At 55.4% G+C, this 14783-nt stretch carries 16 protein-coding genes; 12 read left to right on the top strand and 4 right to left on the bottom strand.

Translation table 11 applies throughout. The features are described 5' to 3' along the window. Nucleotides 1-179: 179 nt before the first annotated feature. The 9 genes from G9Q84_RS19895 (at nucleotide 180) to G9Q84_RS19855 (ending at nucleotide 8290) form a co-directional block, all read left to right on the top strand. Nucleotides 180-542: a hypothetical protein gene (locus G9Q84_RS19895; protein ID WP_181643957.1), complete on the top strand. Its 363-nt coding sequence runs from the start codon at nucleotides 180-182 to the stop codon at nucleotides 540-542. Between the two features lie 45 nt (nucleotides 543-587). After that, nucleotides 588-938 carry a hypothetical protein gene (locus tag G9Q84_RS19890; RefSeq protein ID WP_181643956.1) on the top strand — a complete coding sequence of 117 codons (351 nt, stop codon included), beginning with the start codon at nucleotides 588-590 and terminating at the stop codon, nucleotides 936-938. A 58-nt stretch (nucleotides 939-996) separates the two neighbouring features. After that, nucleotides 997-1608 (top strand): tail assembly protein, encoded by a 612-nt coding sequence (locus G9Q84_RS19885; RefSeq protein WP_181643955.1) that lies wholly within the window; start codon nucleotides 997-999, stop codon nucleotides 1606-1608. Nucleotides 1609-1667: 59 nt separating this feature from the next. Next, on the top strand, nucleotides 1668-5126 hold the full coding sequence (locus G9Q84_RS19880) for a TipJ family phage tail tip protein (protein ID WP_181643954.1): 3459 nt from the start codon (nucleotides 1668-1670) through the stop codon (nucleotides 5124-5126). 334 nt (nucleotides 5127-5460) lie between these two features. Beyond that, nucleotides 5461-6117 carry a hypothetical protein gene (locus tag G9Q84_RS19875; protein ID WP_181643953.1) on the top strand — a complete coding sequence of 219 codons (657 nt, stop codon included), beginning with the start codon at nucleotides 5461-5463 and terminating at the stop codon, nucleotides 6115-6117. A 132-nt stretch (nucleotides 6118-6249) separates the two neighbouring features. Next, nucleotides 6250-6933, top strand: a complete 684-nt coding sequence (locus G9Q84_RS29635) for a hypothetical protein (RefSeq protein WP_181643952.1) — start codon at nucleotides 6250-6252, stop codon at nucleotides 6931-6933. Between the two features lie 2 nt (nucleotides 6934-6935). Next, nucleotides 6936-7298, top strand: a complete 363-nt coding sequence (locus tag G9Q84_RS19865; protein WP_181643951.1) for a phage tail protein — start codon at nucleotides 6936-6938, stop codon at nucleotides 7296-7298. A 57-nt stretch (nucleotides 7299-7355) separates the two neighbouring features. After that, nucleotides 7356-7781 (top strand): cell wall hydrolase, encoded by a 426-nt coding sequence (locus G9Q84_RS19860; protein ID WP_181643950.1) that lies wholly within the window; start codon nucleotides 7356-7358, stop codon nucleotides 7779-7781. Continuing rightward, on the top strand, nucleotides 7781-8290 hold the full coding sequence (locus G9Q84_RS19855; protein WP_181643949.1) for a DUF2514 domain-containing protein: 510 nt from the start codon (nucleotides 7781-7783) through the stop codon (nucleotides 8288-8290). The genes G9Q84_RS19860 and G9Q84_RS19855 overlap by 1 nt, the downstream gene beginning before the upstream one ends. Before the next feature lie 231 nt (nucleotides 8291-8521). On the opposite strand, the gene G9Q84_RS19850 is transcribed toward G9Q84_RS19855, so the two are convergent. The 3 genes from G9Q84_RS19850 to G9Q84_RS19840 form a co-directional block, all read right to left on the bottom strand. Further along, a complete protein-coding gene (locus G9Q84_RS19850) occupies nucleotides 8522-9004 on the bottom strand; it encodes a hypothetical protein (protein WP_164444912.1) in 483 nt (160 codons plus the stop codon). 346 nt (nucleotides 9005-9350) lie between these two features. Continuing rightward, nucleotides 9351-9830: a DUF3617 domain-containing protein gene (locus G9Q84_RS19845; protein ID WP_164444911.1), complete on the bottom strand. Its 480-nt coding sequence runs from the start codon at nucleotides 9828-9830 to the stop codon at nucleotides 9351-9353. Nucleotides 9831-10192: 362 nt separating this feature from the next. Beyond that, nucleotides 10193-10927 carry an SOS response-associated peptidase family protein gene (locus G9Q84_RS19840; RefSeq protein WP_122822555.1) on the bottom strand — a complete coding sequence of 245 codons (735 nt, stop codon included), beginning with the start codon at nucleotides 10925-10927 and terminating at the stop codon, nucleotides 10193-10195. 101 nt (nucleotides 10928-11028) lie between these two features. Between G9Q84_RS19840 and G9Q84_RS19835 the strand changes: the two genes are divergently transcribed. Together G9Q84_RS19835 and umuC are read left to right on the top strand one after the other, a co-directional pair. Further along, nucleotides 11029-11454: a LexA family protein gene (locus G9Q84_RS19835; RefSeq protein WP_181643948.1), complete on the top strand. Its 426-nt coding sequence runs from the start codon at nucleotides 11029-11031 to the stop codon at nucleotides 11452-11454. Further along, complete coding sequence (gene umuC, locus G9Q84_RS19830) at nucleotides 11447-12721, top strand: translesion error-prone DNA polymerase V subunit UmuC (protein WP_032891242.1); 1275 nt, start codon at nucleotides 11447-11449, stop codon at nucleotides 12719-12721. Before G9Q84_RS19835 ends, umuC begins: the two co-directional genes overlap by 8 nt. 3 nt (nucleotides 12722-12724) lie before the next feature. Here the strand turns inward: umuC and G9Q84_RS19825 are convergent, their stop codons facing one another. After that, nucleotides 12725-12934 carry a hypothetical protein gene (locus G9Q84_RS19825; protein WP_095184905.1) on the bottom strand — a complete coding sequence of 70 codons (210 nt, stop codon included), beginning with the start codon at nucleotides 12932-12934 and terminating at the stop codon, nucleotides 12725-12727. Nucleotides 12935-13317: 383 nt separating this feature from the next. On the opposite strand from G9Q84_RS19825, the gene G9Q84_RS19820 reads away from it, so the two are divergent. Beyond that, the gene (locus tag G9Q84_RS19820; RefSeq protein ID WP_163033261.1) at nucleotides 13318-14760 is read left to right on the top strand and encodes an ATPase domain-containing protein; all 1443 of its coding nucleotides are present in this window, start codon (nucleotides 13318-13320) and stop codon (nucleotides 14758-14760) included. Nucleotides 14761-14783 lie beyond the last annotated feature (23 nt).

The following is a 14783-nucleotide window of genomic DNA, read 5'->3' as shown; positions in this document are numbered from 1 at the left end:
TTGCGGGACTGGAGCACTGAGTGCCAGATGCAAAAAGCCCAGCCCCGCGCTGGGCTTTTTGCATCTGGCACTCAGTGCTCCAGTCCCGCAAAACCTAAGAGAAGGCCCAGCCAAGCACCAGGCTTTTTTGTTTCACGCACCCCTAGTGTACAGTTGAGCTTTCTCAGGGAAGTGAGCGAATGTCTAAAGCGATCGTGGCTGTGTTGTTAGGGTTTTTTTCTTCGTTTGCGATGGCGGACGGGGTCAGCGATAACTTCAAAGCAATGGCCGAAGCTGCAAACATTGCGGCTGATTTCGGAGAGATATGCGTTGCTGAGCATAATGCGACCAAGAGCAAAGCCCAGTGCGTAGCGTTTGAAAAAGCATGGAATGATTTCAGGCTCAAACAGCAGACATGGCAAGAATCGTTTAATCAAAATGGCACGGTCGCCGAAGCTTCTGCTACAGCTGCAGAATACGCAGCGTTCCTGGCAGATATGCGGCGAATCAATCCTGTGCTCATTTACATCGCTTCCCACGAAGATGAGTTCCCTTTGAGCTAAAGTCGCGTCAGTCATGGCTTCATTTGAAATTATAGAGGGAACGACATGCGGATTTTGATAGCAGCGGTAGCGGTGGCGATGCTGGCGGGATGTATGCCTCCGACGATGAACGAGGCTCGCCAAGATGGCCCCTACAAGGTTCTGCATTCGAAAAAGTCGGATAAAGACGTCGCGGAATGCGTTCAGTACGAATGGCAAAATCAGGCAATTTTCGGCGGTACTCCAGGCGCAACACTTCAAGCTGGAAGACCAAGCGGCTACACCGTTTTCACAGAGGCCTCTGCTTATTTTGTGGACGTGCAGCCTGAAGGGGCTGGCTCGGTTTCAAAATATTACGTAGTACTGCCCAACTGGATTGCAAACAAACGATTGGCGGTTCTTCAGGGCTGTCTATAGCAACCAAATGGCTTACAAGGCTCGCTTCGGCGGGCCTTTTTCTTGTCCGGAGATTTTTATGGCAGCACTGGCAATCAACTATCAACCCATGACTACGATTTTGCTCTATGGCCAGCTTCGGCAGTTCGGACGCTCTTTTCGAATGGCCGTGAGATCGCCAGCCGAAGCAATCAAGGCGCTATGCGTTCAGATCCCAGGGTTCGAACTGTTTCTGTCCAATGCCAAGTCGAGGGGCGTTGAGTTCGCCGTCTTCCGGGGCGCGACAAACCTTGGTGAAAATGAACTTGGGTTTGCCGGTGCTGGCGACATTCGTATTGCCCCGGTAATCACCGGTAGCAAGCGTGGAGGAGCGTTGCAGACCATCATTGGAGCTGTCCTTATCGTCGTCGGTTTAGTGATCACCGGGGGCAGCTTCGGCACCATGGCACCTTTCGGTTCCGCCCTGATCATGATGGGCGGCTCGATGGTGCTGGGCGGAGTTATCCAGATGCTCAGCCCGCAGGCCGGCGGCCTCAAGACCAGCGCCGCACCCGAGAACACCCCCGGCTACGCCTTCGGTAGCGCCAAGAACACAACGGCCTCCGGAAACCCTGTACCGCTTTGCGCAGGTGAGAGGGATTGGGGCGGCGCAATTGCTAGCGCCGGGATTTACGCAGAAGACCAGATGTAGCCAATCCACAAAGCATCGCAGCCGCCCGAGAGGCGGTTTTTTATTGTCTGGAGAAAAGCATGGGCGCAGTAAAAAAGATTGATATTTACGGAGCAAAAGGTGGGTCAGATAAGCCAAAAACGCCGACCGAAGCTCCTGACAGTCTGCGCTCGATCGCGCTCGCAAAGATGCTCATAGCGGTTGGCGAGGGTGAATTCGAGGGCATGCCAACTGACAGCGATATTCGCGTTGACGGCACGCCCCTGCGAGATCCTCAAGGCAATATGAATTTTCCCAACGTGAAGTGGGAATGGCGGACAGGTTCGGTCGATCAGCCTTACATCCAGGGAATCCCGTCGATCGAGAATGAAATCACTATCGGTGTCGAGCTTCGCAGCACCACACCTTGGGTTCGAGCAATAACCAATACCCAGCTCTCCGCCGTACGCGTGCGCCTAGCTTGGCCTGCGCTCCAGTCGGTGGATGCTAGCGGAAACATCAACGGGTACCGGATCGAGTACAAGGTCGAACTGGCTACCGACGGTGGGGCTTATCAGCAGGTTCTGAGCGAAGCTGTTGATGGAAAGACCACGACCGTATACGAGCGCACACGACGTATCGACTTACCAAGGGCGAGCACCGGCTGGCTGATGCGGGTCACACGAACGACCATCAATCAGAATAACAACAAAATCTCCGACACCATGCAGATCGCGGGCTTTACAGAGGTGATCGACGCGAAGATTCGATATCCAAACACTGCGCTTCTGTATATCGAGTTTTCGGCGGAACAATTCCGCAGCATTCCGGCCATTACGATCCGCTGCAAAGGGCGAAAATGGCAGGTGCCGAGTAATTACGATTCCGCATCCCGCAGCTATAGCGGCATCTGGGACGGAACATTCAAAGAGGCCTGGACCGACAACCCTGTTTGGCACACTTACGGAATCACCACGAACGACCGTTTCGGCCTTGGCCGTCGTATCAAGCAGTGGATGGTGGACAAGTGGGAGCTGTACCGCATCTCGCAGTACTGCGACCAGATGGTGCCGGACGGGAAGGGCGGCCAGGAGCCTCGCTTCATCTGCAACCTGAACCTGCAGAGCAAGGCAGATGCCTGGTCGCTTCTGCGCGACATATCGGCGATCTACCGGGGCATGACCTATTGGGCCCAGGGCCAGGTCTTCACCCTGGCGGATATGCCACGTGCTACTGACTTCGACTTCGCCTACACCCGTGCGAACGTGATCGACGGCAAATTCACCTACTCCAGCGCATCGGAGCGCACGCGCTACACCCGAGCGTTAATCAGCTACGACAATCCGCTTAACAATTACGACACTGACGTCACTGCGGTGACCGATGCAAAGCTTCAACGTCGCTATGGAGATAACCCGCTTGAGATTAGCGCTATTGGCTGCACGCGCGAATCTGAAGCGCAGCGCCGCGGTAAGTGGGCGCTGCTCACCAACTCCAAAGACCGGGCTGTCACCTTCAAGGTCGGCCTCGACGGGCGCATCCCGCTGCCCGGCTACGTGATCCCTATTGCCGACGAACTGCTGGCGGGGCGTCCGGTGGGCGGCCGCATCTCGGCGGTTAATGGCAAGGTCATCACCCTGGACCGCGACACCCAGGCCAAGCCCGGCGATCGGCTGATCCTCAACCTGCCCGACGGCAAGTGCGAGGGGCGCACCGTGCAACTGGTCAGCGGCCGACAGGTCACCGTCACGGTGGCTTACTCCGTTACGCCAGAGCGCGAACTGGTGTGGGCGCTCGATGCTGACGACCTGGCCATACCGCTTTATCGGGTGGTGAGCGTGGCGCGGCCAGAGCCTGGCGTGTTTGAAATCTCGGCCGTTCAGTACGACCCGAGCAAGTTCGATCACATCGATACCGGTGCCCGGCTGGAAGAGCGGCCTATCAGTGTTGTGCCGATCACTGTCGTTCCGGCGCCGGCGAGCGTCACCATCACGTCGAACTACTCGGTGGACCAGGGCCTGGCGATCAGCACCATGAATATCTCGTGGCCTTCTGTGGCTGGCGCGGTCGCGTATGACGTGGAGTGGCGTAAGGACAGCGGTAACTGGATCAAGCTGCAGCGCACGGGCGCGGCAAGTGTGGATGTGACCGGCATTTACTCGGGCGCCTACGTGGCCCGGGTGCGCTCGGTGAGCGCGTTTGAAATATCGTCGATCTGGAAAAGCTCCAACCTTACCAACCTGGAAGGGAAGGTTGGCTTACCGCCGGCGGTGGCTTTCCTGCGCACCACCAGCGAACTGTTCGGCATCAGCATCAAGTGGGGCTTCCCACCAGGTGCAGAGGACACCCAGCGCACCGAACTGTGGTATGGCGCAGCAAATGACTTGTCGGTGGCCACCAAGCTTGCCGACCTGGCGCATCCGCAGGCCGATTACCGCATGCAGTCACTGTTGGCTGGCGCAACCCTGTTCTTCTGGGCGCGCCTGGTGGACCGCACCGGCAACGTGGGCCCGTTCTACCCGGTGGGCAATGGTGTGATGGGGCAGGCCAGCTCGGATGCCGGTCCTATTCTTGAGCTGCTCACCGGCAAGGTCACCAAGACCGAGCTTGGCCAAGACCTGCTCAGTGAGCTGGAAGGATTGCAGGACCAGATCGACAGCCTGGACGGTCTTGGCGGCTATCTCTCCAGCCAGGTCTACCTGAAAGGGCAGATGGTGGTGGAGGGGGCTCGCATCTACCAAGCCAAGCAGAACGTCCCGGCCAGCAACCCGCCGCCAAATGCCACGTACTGGGAGGACGTAGGGCAGTCGCTGGAGGCAGCCAACGGTTTGGCGCAGCAGGTCAGCACCAATACCACTGACATCTCCAACCTCGACGGCGTCGTCACGGCTCAGGCCGGCACCACCAATGCGCTGCGTGCATCAGCGCGCGACGATAGCGGTAATGGGGCGAAGGCTGACGCTCTCAAGGGCTGGGCAAGTACTTCCGCCATTGTCGAGCAGAGTAAGGTCACGGCAACCGCGATTGAGGCTGAGGCTACAAAGACTACGCAACTGCAAGCAACGGTGGGCCAGAACACCTCAGCGATTCAGGAGACGGCGAGCGCACTGGCCAACACCAACGGTCAGTTGCAGACCTTATGGTCGGTGAAGATGGAAACCACCGCCGGCGGCCAGAGATACGCAGCGGCGTTTGGCCTGGGCCTGCAGGTGGATCCTTCTGGAGTCTCGTCGCAATTCGTGGTCAGGGCCGACACGTTCATGCTGCTGAACCTGGAAAACGGCACGCCCGTTTCGCCTTTCTCGGTCACGGGCGGACAGACCTTTATCCGCTCGGCCTTCATCCGGGACGGCGCCATCACCAACGCAAAGATCGGGAACTACATCCAGTCGAACAACTACGTGGCTGGGCTCTCTGGATGGAAACTGTTCTTCGACGGGACCTTTGAAATCAACAGTGCTTTTGGTGGCCAGGCTCGGCAGGTGATCAATAGCGCGGGCGGTAAGGTCTTCGACGAGAACGGGATCAAGCGCTACCAGTGGGGAGACCTTTCCGCATGAGTTACGGGATAAGAGTGTGGGGGCCGACCGGCCTCCTTGAGCTTGATGAAAACTCCTTTACTGTGCGGGTTGTTTACTCGGAAATTGTACAGGCGGGCGTTCCGGCGCCTGGTCGAACTCGCTATATATCCATTCCAGGCATTACCGCGGCAACACATTCCGCTGTCTGTGTCCCGGTTGCCGCTTACGATACTTCGGGGCAGAGCGCATACGCGATTCAATACACTCCGGTTGTCGGGAATGATGGTGTGGTTGTTTATTTTGGGAACCCGGCCCGTTCTAGCGGCCCTCTTGGGCTTGCGCCTCAAAGGCTGTTGGTTATGAGGTATCGCTAATGACCTATGGTGTAACTTTCACAAACAACAGCAACGTAGTCACCCTTGATTCTGAGTTTGCGAGGCTCGTGGTTCTTGAGAAAGGATCCTGGTCGGGTAACGGCTCTGGAGTCTATGTACCGTTCTCGAAAACGATTACAACGGCCGAGCCTCCCTTGGTTTTTGTAAGGCCAAATATTTCGGTAACGCTTTGCTTCTGTGTGGTTCAGGGATCAGCCGGAGCTTGGACTGGGTTCTCTTTCTCGGGGATTGTGGGGCAAGGCACTTCTGGAAATTGGTTTGCCGCCGCCTTTAAGTCAGAGCCAACTGCAAAGTTCGGGTTCCGAATTTGGGATGGGGCAGCCAATCTTCTATTTGACAGCGGTACGCCGTGTGCACAGTTCACGAGAACAATAACCGGATGGACCTATCTCGGCTCGTCTTCAACCGGGCAAGGAACGTCGCGATTAAGTTGGACCGCTGCATCTAGTCTCGCGTCTGGTGATTATATGTTGCTCAACAACATCGCGATGGATATTGCGGGCGGCACGTCTAGGCAGGGCAATATGTATGCCGTTTGGGAATATCAAAATGACAGGCTTGTAATTCAATCTGTAGGTGTGGACCTTACAACGTCTCTATACATCCCTGTGGTTTTCGCTAAGCCTGTTTCTTAGGCTTTTCACAACTTACTTTGAAATCAATAACCGCCATGAGCGGTTTTTTATTGCCTGGAGAAAGCTATGGTTTGGCAAAGGGCTGGGACAGTCTCTGTTCAGAATGGCAGCACGACAGTTACGGGCACAGGCGTGGATTTCGCTGCGTCTTCCAGGGTTGGAGATTCGTTCGTCGGCCCGGATGGCGCAACCTATGAAGTCGCCAACGTCGCGAGCGGAACGGTTATCTCGATTCTGCCCGCCTACAGAGGCGCAACAGTCAGCGGTGCCTCCTATGCCATCATGCCGGTGCAGGGCTACGACAAGATGCTGTCGGACGCCTTCAATAATCTGAACAACCAGTTCGGACCGAAACTGGCGGCACTCGGCACTACTGGCAACTACGATATTTTGCCAGTGGAAAAGGGTGGGACTGGAGCCTCTAACCAAGGTAATGCGCGCGCCAATCTTGGGCTCGGTTCTGCGGCAACTGAGTCAGTCGTAACTAGCCCTACCGATAATGTATCGGGACGGCTGTTAACTGTTGGTTATATGGGAGTTGGTGGTGCAGTTGGGGCCGATGTTAGCGCCAACTCAGTGAAACAGGGAGGTTTTTACAGAACCTACAATGACCCATCTTCACCAAGCCTTACAACATTTTGCGGCATACACGGACAGCGCGATGCCGCCCGATCGTTTGACATTATGTTCGAAGATTTTGGCAACAAAATGTACTTCCGAACCTGTTCCGCCTCTGGTACTTACTCCAGCTGGGCGCTTGTTTACCACACTGGCAACACCACTAAAGCCGCCGACGGCACACTAAAGGCAATTTAATCATGGCAAGAGCAGTAATCAATGTCATAGGTGCTACTGGTGCGACTTATGACTTCGTTACCAGTGGCACGGGGTTAATTACATCGTCGCGCGAATCGGCTGGTGTTTATCACATTACTGGCTGTCTGGGCATGGTTCCGTTTCCACCCGAAGATGATGGGTGGGGCTACACCGTAAACCAAGTTGATAGCCGGGCTGACGTGGAGACTGAGTTCACAGGCGGCGTGCTGAAGGTGACTGTTACCAAGGACGGTAAGCCTTGCGACTTGAAGCACATGATCACGCTGCACATCCTAGTGCCGGACGCCCCAATGTTGGAGGTTTACCCAGGCACATCTGACCCTGAGCCAGTCCCTTATTCCTGATAGCTACCGAACACCTGCGCCCGCCTTGAGCGGGTTTTTTATTGCCTGGAGAAAAGTATGACCACTTCCGAAAAAGACCGGGACATCCTGGCGCGCACGCTATGGGGCGAGGCTCGCGGCGAAGGCTTTGACGGGCAAATCGCCGTTGCCTGGACGATCCGCAACCGCGTGTTCGACGGCAAGGACAAGTCGTGGTGGGGGGAGGGCTACGCGGGCGTGTGTCTGAAGCCTTGGCAGTTCAGCTGCTGGAACCAGAACGACCCGAACTATGCCTACCTCAGCGGCGCCAAACCGATCCCGGCTGCGCAGTTCGCCCAGGCCCAGCGCGCTGCTGACCAAGTTATGTCTGGCTCGGTACCGGATCCAACTGGCGGTGCCACGCACTACTACGCAACCACGATGCCCAAGGCGCCGGCCTGGGCGGCGAAGGCCAAGCAGACTCTGCGCCTCGGGCACCACGTCTTCTTCAAGGATGTGCCGTGATGACGCCCGTGCAGAAGCTGGCCGGGTTGGTGCTGCTGATCTTGGTGCTGATGGCCAGCGCCGCCGGCGTCACATGGCAGGTGCAGGACTATCGATACGGCGAGCGACTGGCAGAAATCGGAGAGGCTCAGGCGTTAGCCATCACGAAGGCTGGCGACGAGGCCCGACAAGAAGAACAGCGCCGCCAGTCGGCGGTGAACAAGGAAGCAAGCGATGCGCGAGAACAGAACAAGGCTGCAGCTGTGGATGCTGGCACCGCTGATGCTGCTGGCGACCGGCTGCACGTCGAAGCCGGTAAGTTTGCCACCACTGCCTGCGGCGATACCGGAGTTGCCCAGCGAGGCGCGTCAGCCACCCGCGCCGCTATGGTGCTCTCCGAACTGTTCGAGCGGGCTGACAAAAGAGCGGGGGAGCTGGCAGTTGCGTATGACCGAGCCCGAATAGCTGGTCTGGCGTGTGAGCGGAGCTATCAATCGCTTACCTCAATTCATCAAGGAAAAGCGGAATAGGGCTCCGTCGACTGAGTGTCGGCGGCGCATGGGCTGTAAGCGGCAGCTGTGCTCAGCCTCTAGAGCTTGTCAGTTAGCTCTGAGGCTGCTCCGGCTACATTTTTTTGCCAGAGTGCTTCCATAATCTTGGCGGACTTCCGCTGTGGGAATCATTCTAGAGAAGCATTGGGTGTCTTTGATGCCTCTCTGGTAGCCCTAATATTGACAAGAGGCGCCATCACACTCGGCTTTTCACTTATCTTGCAAGGAGCTAAGTCTTTTCAACGACCATCGTCTGACGCCTTCAGAAAATGTAGGGCGAGGAGGCCAGACAGTGATTCTTTCGAAATCTATTTCTAAAGCGTCGCCGACAAAGCGCCCTCTAAAGGTGCGGACATCAGTGTAGACCGTCTCACCCGTTCTACTTAGGAGCGGAGTTCGCGAAACCGCGTTTAAGTCGTTTTCAGTTCGTGTGTATGGCACCGGGCTGCCAACATCGAGACCGGTGCCTTTCATGTAGGAGTCAATTTTTTTGAGTACAACATCAGGTTTTTCTACAGTGCGCCAATAGATGAAATGACCGTCGTCAGTAAATACCAAATAGACGTGCCAAGGGGCGGTGGCTGGTCTCTCTCCTTCGGAATACCACACTCGCTCGCGCACGTCAGGACTGACGCTTGTTGTGCAACTGGAGAGGAGCATTAGGCAAAACGTAGCAATCAATAAGCGAATCATATTTCCTTCCTTGAGTTAACTATCCACGCTCGAAGCGTCGCGCGCCGCCGGGCTCTAAAAAAACTTAACGACTTCTGCCTTGCCGATCCGTAAAAGTTGCTCAGTACTCTTAACTCAAGCACTTCCACGAAACCGCAGAGCGCCAAAAGCAAAGACTGAAGACTCGCTTACGATGGAGTCACTCCAACAGATCAGCGTTCACCAGAACAAGCCCTAGATCATCCCGAAGGATATATAGAACGCCTAGAAGGTGCGAGGGCAATGACCTCAGCCAAAATTAAGCGTTATACGTGCCAATTGAGGCATTTGAATTCGAGGCTCGTCAAGCGATGACGTTGTGAACCTTTCATCTATTGGAGTATGGGGAATTGATCTTCATTCCTCCGCGCATTTTTTTCACACCCGGCTCCATTCCCACGGGGCACGCGCCCTGAAAGCTGCCATTAATCACTGTGCGTTGTCTTTCAATTTTTCCATTTAGCTCAAACGACGTATCTGCCGTCAGTACATAGGACTTCGCAAGGTCGCCTTTGAAAGTACCGGCCATAATCGCTTCAGGGCAGCGTGATTTGAAACTGTAGCTATCGCCGCTGCCGCTTTTCGATTCGATTTTGCACTCCTGTTCGAAGTCGCTCCACAGGTCGTCATCTATAAGTCTGTCTTTAGCATGATCGACGCATATTTCCCAGGAAAACGGCGAGGTGGACGGCGTAACCTTCCACAAACCTGAAGCACGTTGCAGGCGCAATGATGGTTCAGCGGCTGCCTCCGACAATGTTACTGATAGAGCAATTGCAGTCGACAAAAATATGGCGAGGTCCTTCATCACGTATCCTATTTGTAGAGCATCAGGTAGAGCAGAGTACTTGAAAAACAAGTGCTCCTCGCTTCGAAAGAGTCATTGATTCACTGCTGCGCGCCTAAACTGCCCACGGCATCGTCAGCGTTACTCGCATAGCCCGGAATACCTGATGTGCCCCCAGTTCATGCTCAAAGAATTATCGCCATCACCGACGCCGGTGACCGAGGACTAATAACACTGCGCGCTTGCCAGGCCTATGTTAGGGAGGTTGTTTGGTGGGATCACTGAACTATATTTCCACCTTACGTTCGCACTGCAGTGACCGAATCAATCCTAAAAGGGGAAGCATGGACAAGCGGCTTGCAGGCCTTTCATTTCTGCTTACCTTAGGATGGGTTACTGCCGTCGGGTTCGTCATGTGGTTTTTTAGCCGATAAGTCCGGCTCTATAAGCTCTGGACCTTGGTTCCTGACGTTGCCGACGGCCCTACCAACAGGAAACCACTCGAACTGTTCGGTAGGCTGGCACAGCTCTTTCGCGATTTCCTCCGCGCGCGCCGGCGAGAGACCAGGTTCGAGCCATTCATTGGCGTGTTCAGGGGTAAGGACCAATGGCCGGCGGTCATGTATGTCGACCATGCCCTGATCGCTAGCAGCGGTGATGATGACGAAGCCGTCACCTTCGTGCGGGTCGAGGCCTGGGTGTACTTGGGCCAAGGCGCCGAAGAACATCGGCTTTCTGCTTTTCAGTCGGATGAAGTAGGGCTGTTTCTTTTTCGGGTCGTCCGGGTCTTTAACCCATTCATACCAGCCTTCGCTGGGTACAATCGCGCGGCCAGTTGGCCAAAGCTGTTTGAAGAACTTGCCAGTGGTCACGGTTTCGACTCGAGCATTTATCGGATCAGGGCGCTTTCCTTTCGCCCAGAACGGAGCCCACCCCCATTGCACAGCGTCAATGTGCAACCCATCCTCTTTGCTGTGCAGCAGCTGCACACGCGTCGTGGGCGCCACGTTAAACCGATTGATCGGTTGTGCGTCGTAGCCACTGAACAATTCGATCTGAGGTCTCAATTCCTCTATGTAGATCGCCATTCCCTCGTACTGCACGAATCGACCGCACATAGATACGCCTCCGCCTGTCGAAATCCCCCATAGAGAAATTGACCGCAAGCCGCTTACAAAGTTAACTGTATATTCGTACAGTATCCGCATAAGGCACCGCCATGAGCTTCAACATCCTGGGTCCAATAGCTGAAGGAGGCGCAAAACTGCCTCTTTGCTCGTTTCATGTACCGGCTGGTTTTCCATCGCCTGCGGCCGATCACATTGAGCAGCATATTTCTCTGGATGAAGTGCTTAACATCAGGGCGCCCCATGTTTACCTGGTGATGATCACAGGTGAGAGCATGCAGGGCGCTGGGATATTCGAGGGTGATCTGGCGGTGGTGGATCGCTCAATTGAGCCTGCGCACGGCCACATAGTGGTGGCTCTCCTAAACAACGACCCCATGTGCAAGCGCCTCTGCAAGCGCGGAAAGGAAGTGATCTTACTGTCCGATAACCCGAAGTACCCGGCGCGCTATGTGCTGGAAGGCGACGAGCTATCGATCTGGGGTGTGATCACGAGCACAGTCCGCAGCCATGTCTAACTCCCCAGTCTTCGCCCTGATCGACTGCAACAGTTTCTATGCCAGTTGCGAGCGTGTGTTCCGTCCAGATCTCGCCAAAACGCCGATTGTCGTGCTGAGCAACAACGACGGCTGCGTTATTGCTCGAAGCTACGACGCCAAGCCCTTTATCAAGATGGGCGAGCCGTATTTCCAGATCAAGCACAAGCTCAAGCAACACGGAATCATCCCGTTTTCCTCGAACTATGCGCTCTACGGCGACATGAGCGAGCGCGTGATGACGCTTATTGAATCGATGGTGCCAGCCGTCGAGATCTACAGCATCGACGAAGCATTCGCCGACCTCACCGGAATTGGCGGGCTCGACGCTCTCGGCCGGCAGATCCGCGCCCAGGTGCTGCGGTGCACCGGTATCCCCGTCGGCGTGGGAATCGCTAACACGAAGACGCTCGCCAAGCTTGCAAACCACACCGCGAAGCGGCTGCAAGCGCAGACGGGCGGTGTGGTGAACATCACCGATCCGATTAAGCGGGACTGGGTGCTGCGCAATACCGATGTAGCCGAGGTCTGGGGTGTTGGCCGAAAAATGAAGCTCCATCTGGACGCTCTAGGCATCAAGTCCGCGATGGACTTGGCCAGGTCCGACCCCTGGACGCTCCGCAAGAAATTCAGCGTGGTGATCGAGAAGACCGCGCGGGAACTGGCAGGCACCTCTTGCCTCGAATTGGATGAGCCCGACCCACCCAAGCAGGAAATCTGCTGCAGCCGCATGTTTGGAAGGCGCCTTACCGAGCTTGCGCCGATCAAGGAGGCGGTGGCCACCTACATGATGCGAGCCTCGGAAAAGCTCCGGACACAGAACTCGCTCTGCAAGAAAGTCCGGGTCTGCATCCGCACCGGCATGTTCAATCCGGACGAGGCGAAGTACGCGAACGGGGTTGTGGTGGACATGCCGTATCCAACCGACGATGTGCGATTACTCACCAAGGCTGCGGTTGATGCGCTCGACCATATCTACCGTCCAGGCTTCAATTACAGCAAGGCCGAGGTGATGTTGCTCAACCTGTGCCAGCCAGGTGAATACACGGATGATCTATTCGCGGTGTCTCAGCCGACCGAGGCGACCAGAGTGATGACCGTACTGGACCAGATCAATGACAGGTGGGGAAGGGGAACGCTAAGGTCGGCCAGCGTGCCTACGAACCCCGATTGGGGCATGCGGCGCGAGATGATGAGCCAGAGCTACACCACCAAGCTGGACCAGCTCTGGTCAGTGGCCTGCAAGTAGCGATTACTCCGGTGCCATGAGAACTGCGAGCGTCAATTTGATGAACTCTTCGTTGTCGTCGATGGTGTGCAGCGCTCCCCGGATATTTTCTGCGACCTCGGCGGAGCCACGCTGCTCAACCCAGTTCGATAGCTCCATGATGGAGGCTTCAAGGGCTAATTGGTTTTCGTATAGCTTCGAGAGCAGGGAGGGGAGTAGATCTGAGTTTGGCATCGGCGTTCCTCTGTTGGAGTCAACAGCGTAGCAGCAGGTGTTTAGTAACCAGTGTCAAAGTTATGATTGTTCGCTCTCGGCCAGAACCGGTCGCACACTATTTAAAAAATCCTGCGCGATTCAGATTCCCCCTGCATTTTGAATGCAAGCGCTCGGGGTTGGTTACTGCAATTGAATTACTGCAAGATTAGAGGGGCATCTGGCTAGCAACGTTGATTCCGCCTTGACTTTAGAGTAACGAAGTCCGAGGTAAAGGCGGCAAAAATTGGGCATGTGACTTTCTTAGACCGCCATGCTTTAGGCGAGAATGGCCCCAGAGCGAAAATGGCGTTAGCATTCCGCCTCACTCGGCTTAAACAGCCTGTTTTTTAGATCAGGGTCGCATCGTGGAAAAGCTAAAACGCCTCCAAAGTGGAATCGAAGGGCTAGACGCTCTGCTCAAGGGAGGGCTGGTCAAGGGCGCTTCATACATAATCCAAGGGCGGCCAGGGTCTGGCAAAACGATCCTAGCCAATCAACTTGGCTTCCATCATGCGAATAATGGAGGCCGGGTTCTGGTCGCCACACTGCTGGCCGAGTCGCACGACCGTCTTTTTCAGTTTCTCTCTACTCTGAGCTTTTTCGACTCTTCCAAAGTGGGCGCCGAAATTCAGTTTGTCAGCGCGTTTGACACCCTAGAAAACGAAGGACTGGACGAGGTTGTGAAACTGCTTCGGCGCGAGATAAGTCGCCAAAAAGCCACAGTGATGGTGGTAGATGGCCTGCTCAATGCTCGCTCAAAGGCCGATTCGCACATCGACACCAAGAAATTCATTTCTGAGTTGCAAGGGCACGCTGCTTTCGCGGGTTGCACTGTGCTATTTCTCACCAGCTCCCGTCTCGACGACGGCAGCCCTGAGCACACCATGGTTGATGGCGTAATTGAAATGGGCGAAGAGCTATTTGGCACTCGCTCGGTACGTCGTATTCAACTGCGTAAAACTCGCGGCAGTGGAGCAATGACAGGCCTTCATGAGTGTGAGATTACCGACGAAGGATTGGTGGTTTACCCTCGACTCGAAAGTCTTTACAGCCACCCGTCCGCCCCTGACAGCGCAGACATGACGCGTATTCCTAGTGGCATTGGTTCACTGGACGGCATATTGGGTGGAGGCCTTTACAGTTCCAGTGTGTCTCTGGTCATGGGCCCCTCCGGGATTGGTAAAACGACTCTGGGTCTCAAATTTCTTGCAGAGTCGACCGTCGATGCTCCAGGTCTGCATTTTGGCTTTTACGAAAGCCCACAACGGTTGCGACTCAAAGGCCAATCACTGGGTATCGATATCAAGGGTATGGAGGACAGCGGCGCCTTGAGCATTGCCTGGCAGCCCACCACTGAAGGCCTGCTGGATGGGCTGGGCGCACGACTGCTGAGTATCGTTGAAGAAAAGAGTATCAAGCGCCTGTTCATAGATAGCCTTAGCGGTATGACGCGAGTCTCCACAAATCCGGCACGAATTACTGACTTCTTCAGTGCGCTGATGAATGAGCTGCGATCGAGGGGCGTAACCGTGTTTGCATCCTGGGAAATGCGTGATCTATTTGGCTCCGAGGTAAGCGCGCCAAACTCTGACCTGTCCAGCATCGTCGACAACCTGATGCTTATGCGTTTCTCTGAGAATCACTCTGAACTAAGCAGGACGCTTTCCATTCTTAAAGTACGAGACAGTTCTTATGACCCCTCGCGCTTTGAGGTAGTCATCCATGATAAAGATGTTTTCCTGACAAAGGCTTCAAGACATGAACCGTCAGTCCCCACTGAGACACCTCCAGGTTCGATTTCTTAAGCTTTTGCGTGGGTTGAACTGAA

This window comes from Pseudomonas sivasensis (assembly GCF_013778505.1).
In the GTDB taxonomy this organism is placed as follows: domain Bacteria; phylum Pseudomonadota; class Gammaproteobacteria; order Pseudomonadales; family Pseudomonadaceae; genus Aquipseudomonas; species Aquipseudomonas sivasensis.
This window is presented reverse-complemented; position numbering and strand designations above follow the sequence as displayed.

What these genes read in the sequence shown, in the direction of transcription:
- G9Q84_RS19895 (WP_181643957.1), top strand. Translation starts at nt 180, where the DNA reads ATGTCTAAAGCGATCGTGGCTGTGTTGTTAGGGTTTTTTTCTTCGTTT.
- G9Q84_RS19890 (WP_181643956.1), top strand. Translation starts at nt 588, where the DNA reads ATGCGGATTTTGATAGCAGCGGTAGCGGTGGCGATGCTGGCGGGATGT.
- G9Q84_RS19885 (WP_181643955.1), top strand. Translation starts at nt 997, where the DNA reads ATGGCAGCACTGGCAATCAACTATCAACCCATGACTACGATTTTGCTC.
- G9Q84_RS19880 (WP_181643954.1), top strand. Translation starts at nt 1,668, where the DNA reads ATGGGCGCAGTAAAAAAGATTGATATTTACGGAGCAAAAGGTGGGTCA.
- G9Q84_RS19875 (WP_181643953.1), top strand. Translation starts at nt 5,461, where the DNA reads ATGACCTATGGTGTAACTTTCACAAACAACAGCAACGTAGTCACCCTT.
- G9Q84_RS19865 (WP_181643951.1), top strand. Translation starts at nt 6,936, where the DNA reads ATGGCAAGAGCAGTAATCAATGTCATAGGTGCTACTGGTGCGACTTAT.
- G9Q84_RS19860 (WP_181643950.1), top strand. Translation starts at nt 7,356, where the DNA reads ATGACCACTTCCGAAAAAGACCGGGACATCCTGGCGCGCACGCTATGG.
- G9Q84_RS19855 (WP_181643949.1), top strand. Translation starts at nt 7,781, where the DNA reads ATGACGCCCGTGCAGAAGCTGGCCGGGTTGGTGCTGCTGATCTTGGTG.
- G9Q84_RS19850 (WP_164444912.1), bottom strand. Translation starts at nt 9,004, where the DNA reads ATGATTCGCTTATTGATTGCTACGTTTTGCCTAATGCTCCTCTCCAGT.
- G9Q84_RS19845 (WP_164444911.1), bottom strand. Translation starts at nt 9,830, where the DNA reads ATGAAGGACCTCGCCATATTTTTGTCGACTGCAATTGCTCTATCAGTA.
- G9Q84_RS19840 (WP_122822555.1), bottom strand. Translation starts at nt 10,927, where the DNA reads ATGTGCGGTCGATTCGTGCAGTACGAGGGAATGGCGATCTACATAGAG.
- G9Q84_RS19835 (WP_181643948.1), top strand. Translation starts at nt 11,029, where the DNA reads ATGAGCTTCAACATCCTGGGTCCAATAGCTGAAGGAGGCGCAAAACTG.
- umuC (WP_032891242.1), top strand. Translation starts at nt 11,447, where the DNA reads ATGTCTAACTCCCCAGTCTTCGCCCTGATCGACTGCAACAGTTTCTAT.
- G9Q84_RS19825 (WP_095184905.1), bottom strand. Translation starts at nt 12,934, where the DNA reads ATGCCAAACTCAGATCTACTCCCCTCCCTGCTCTCGAAGCTATACGAA.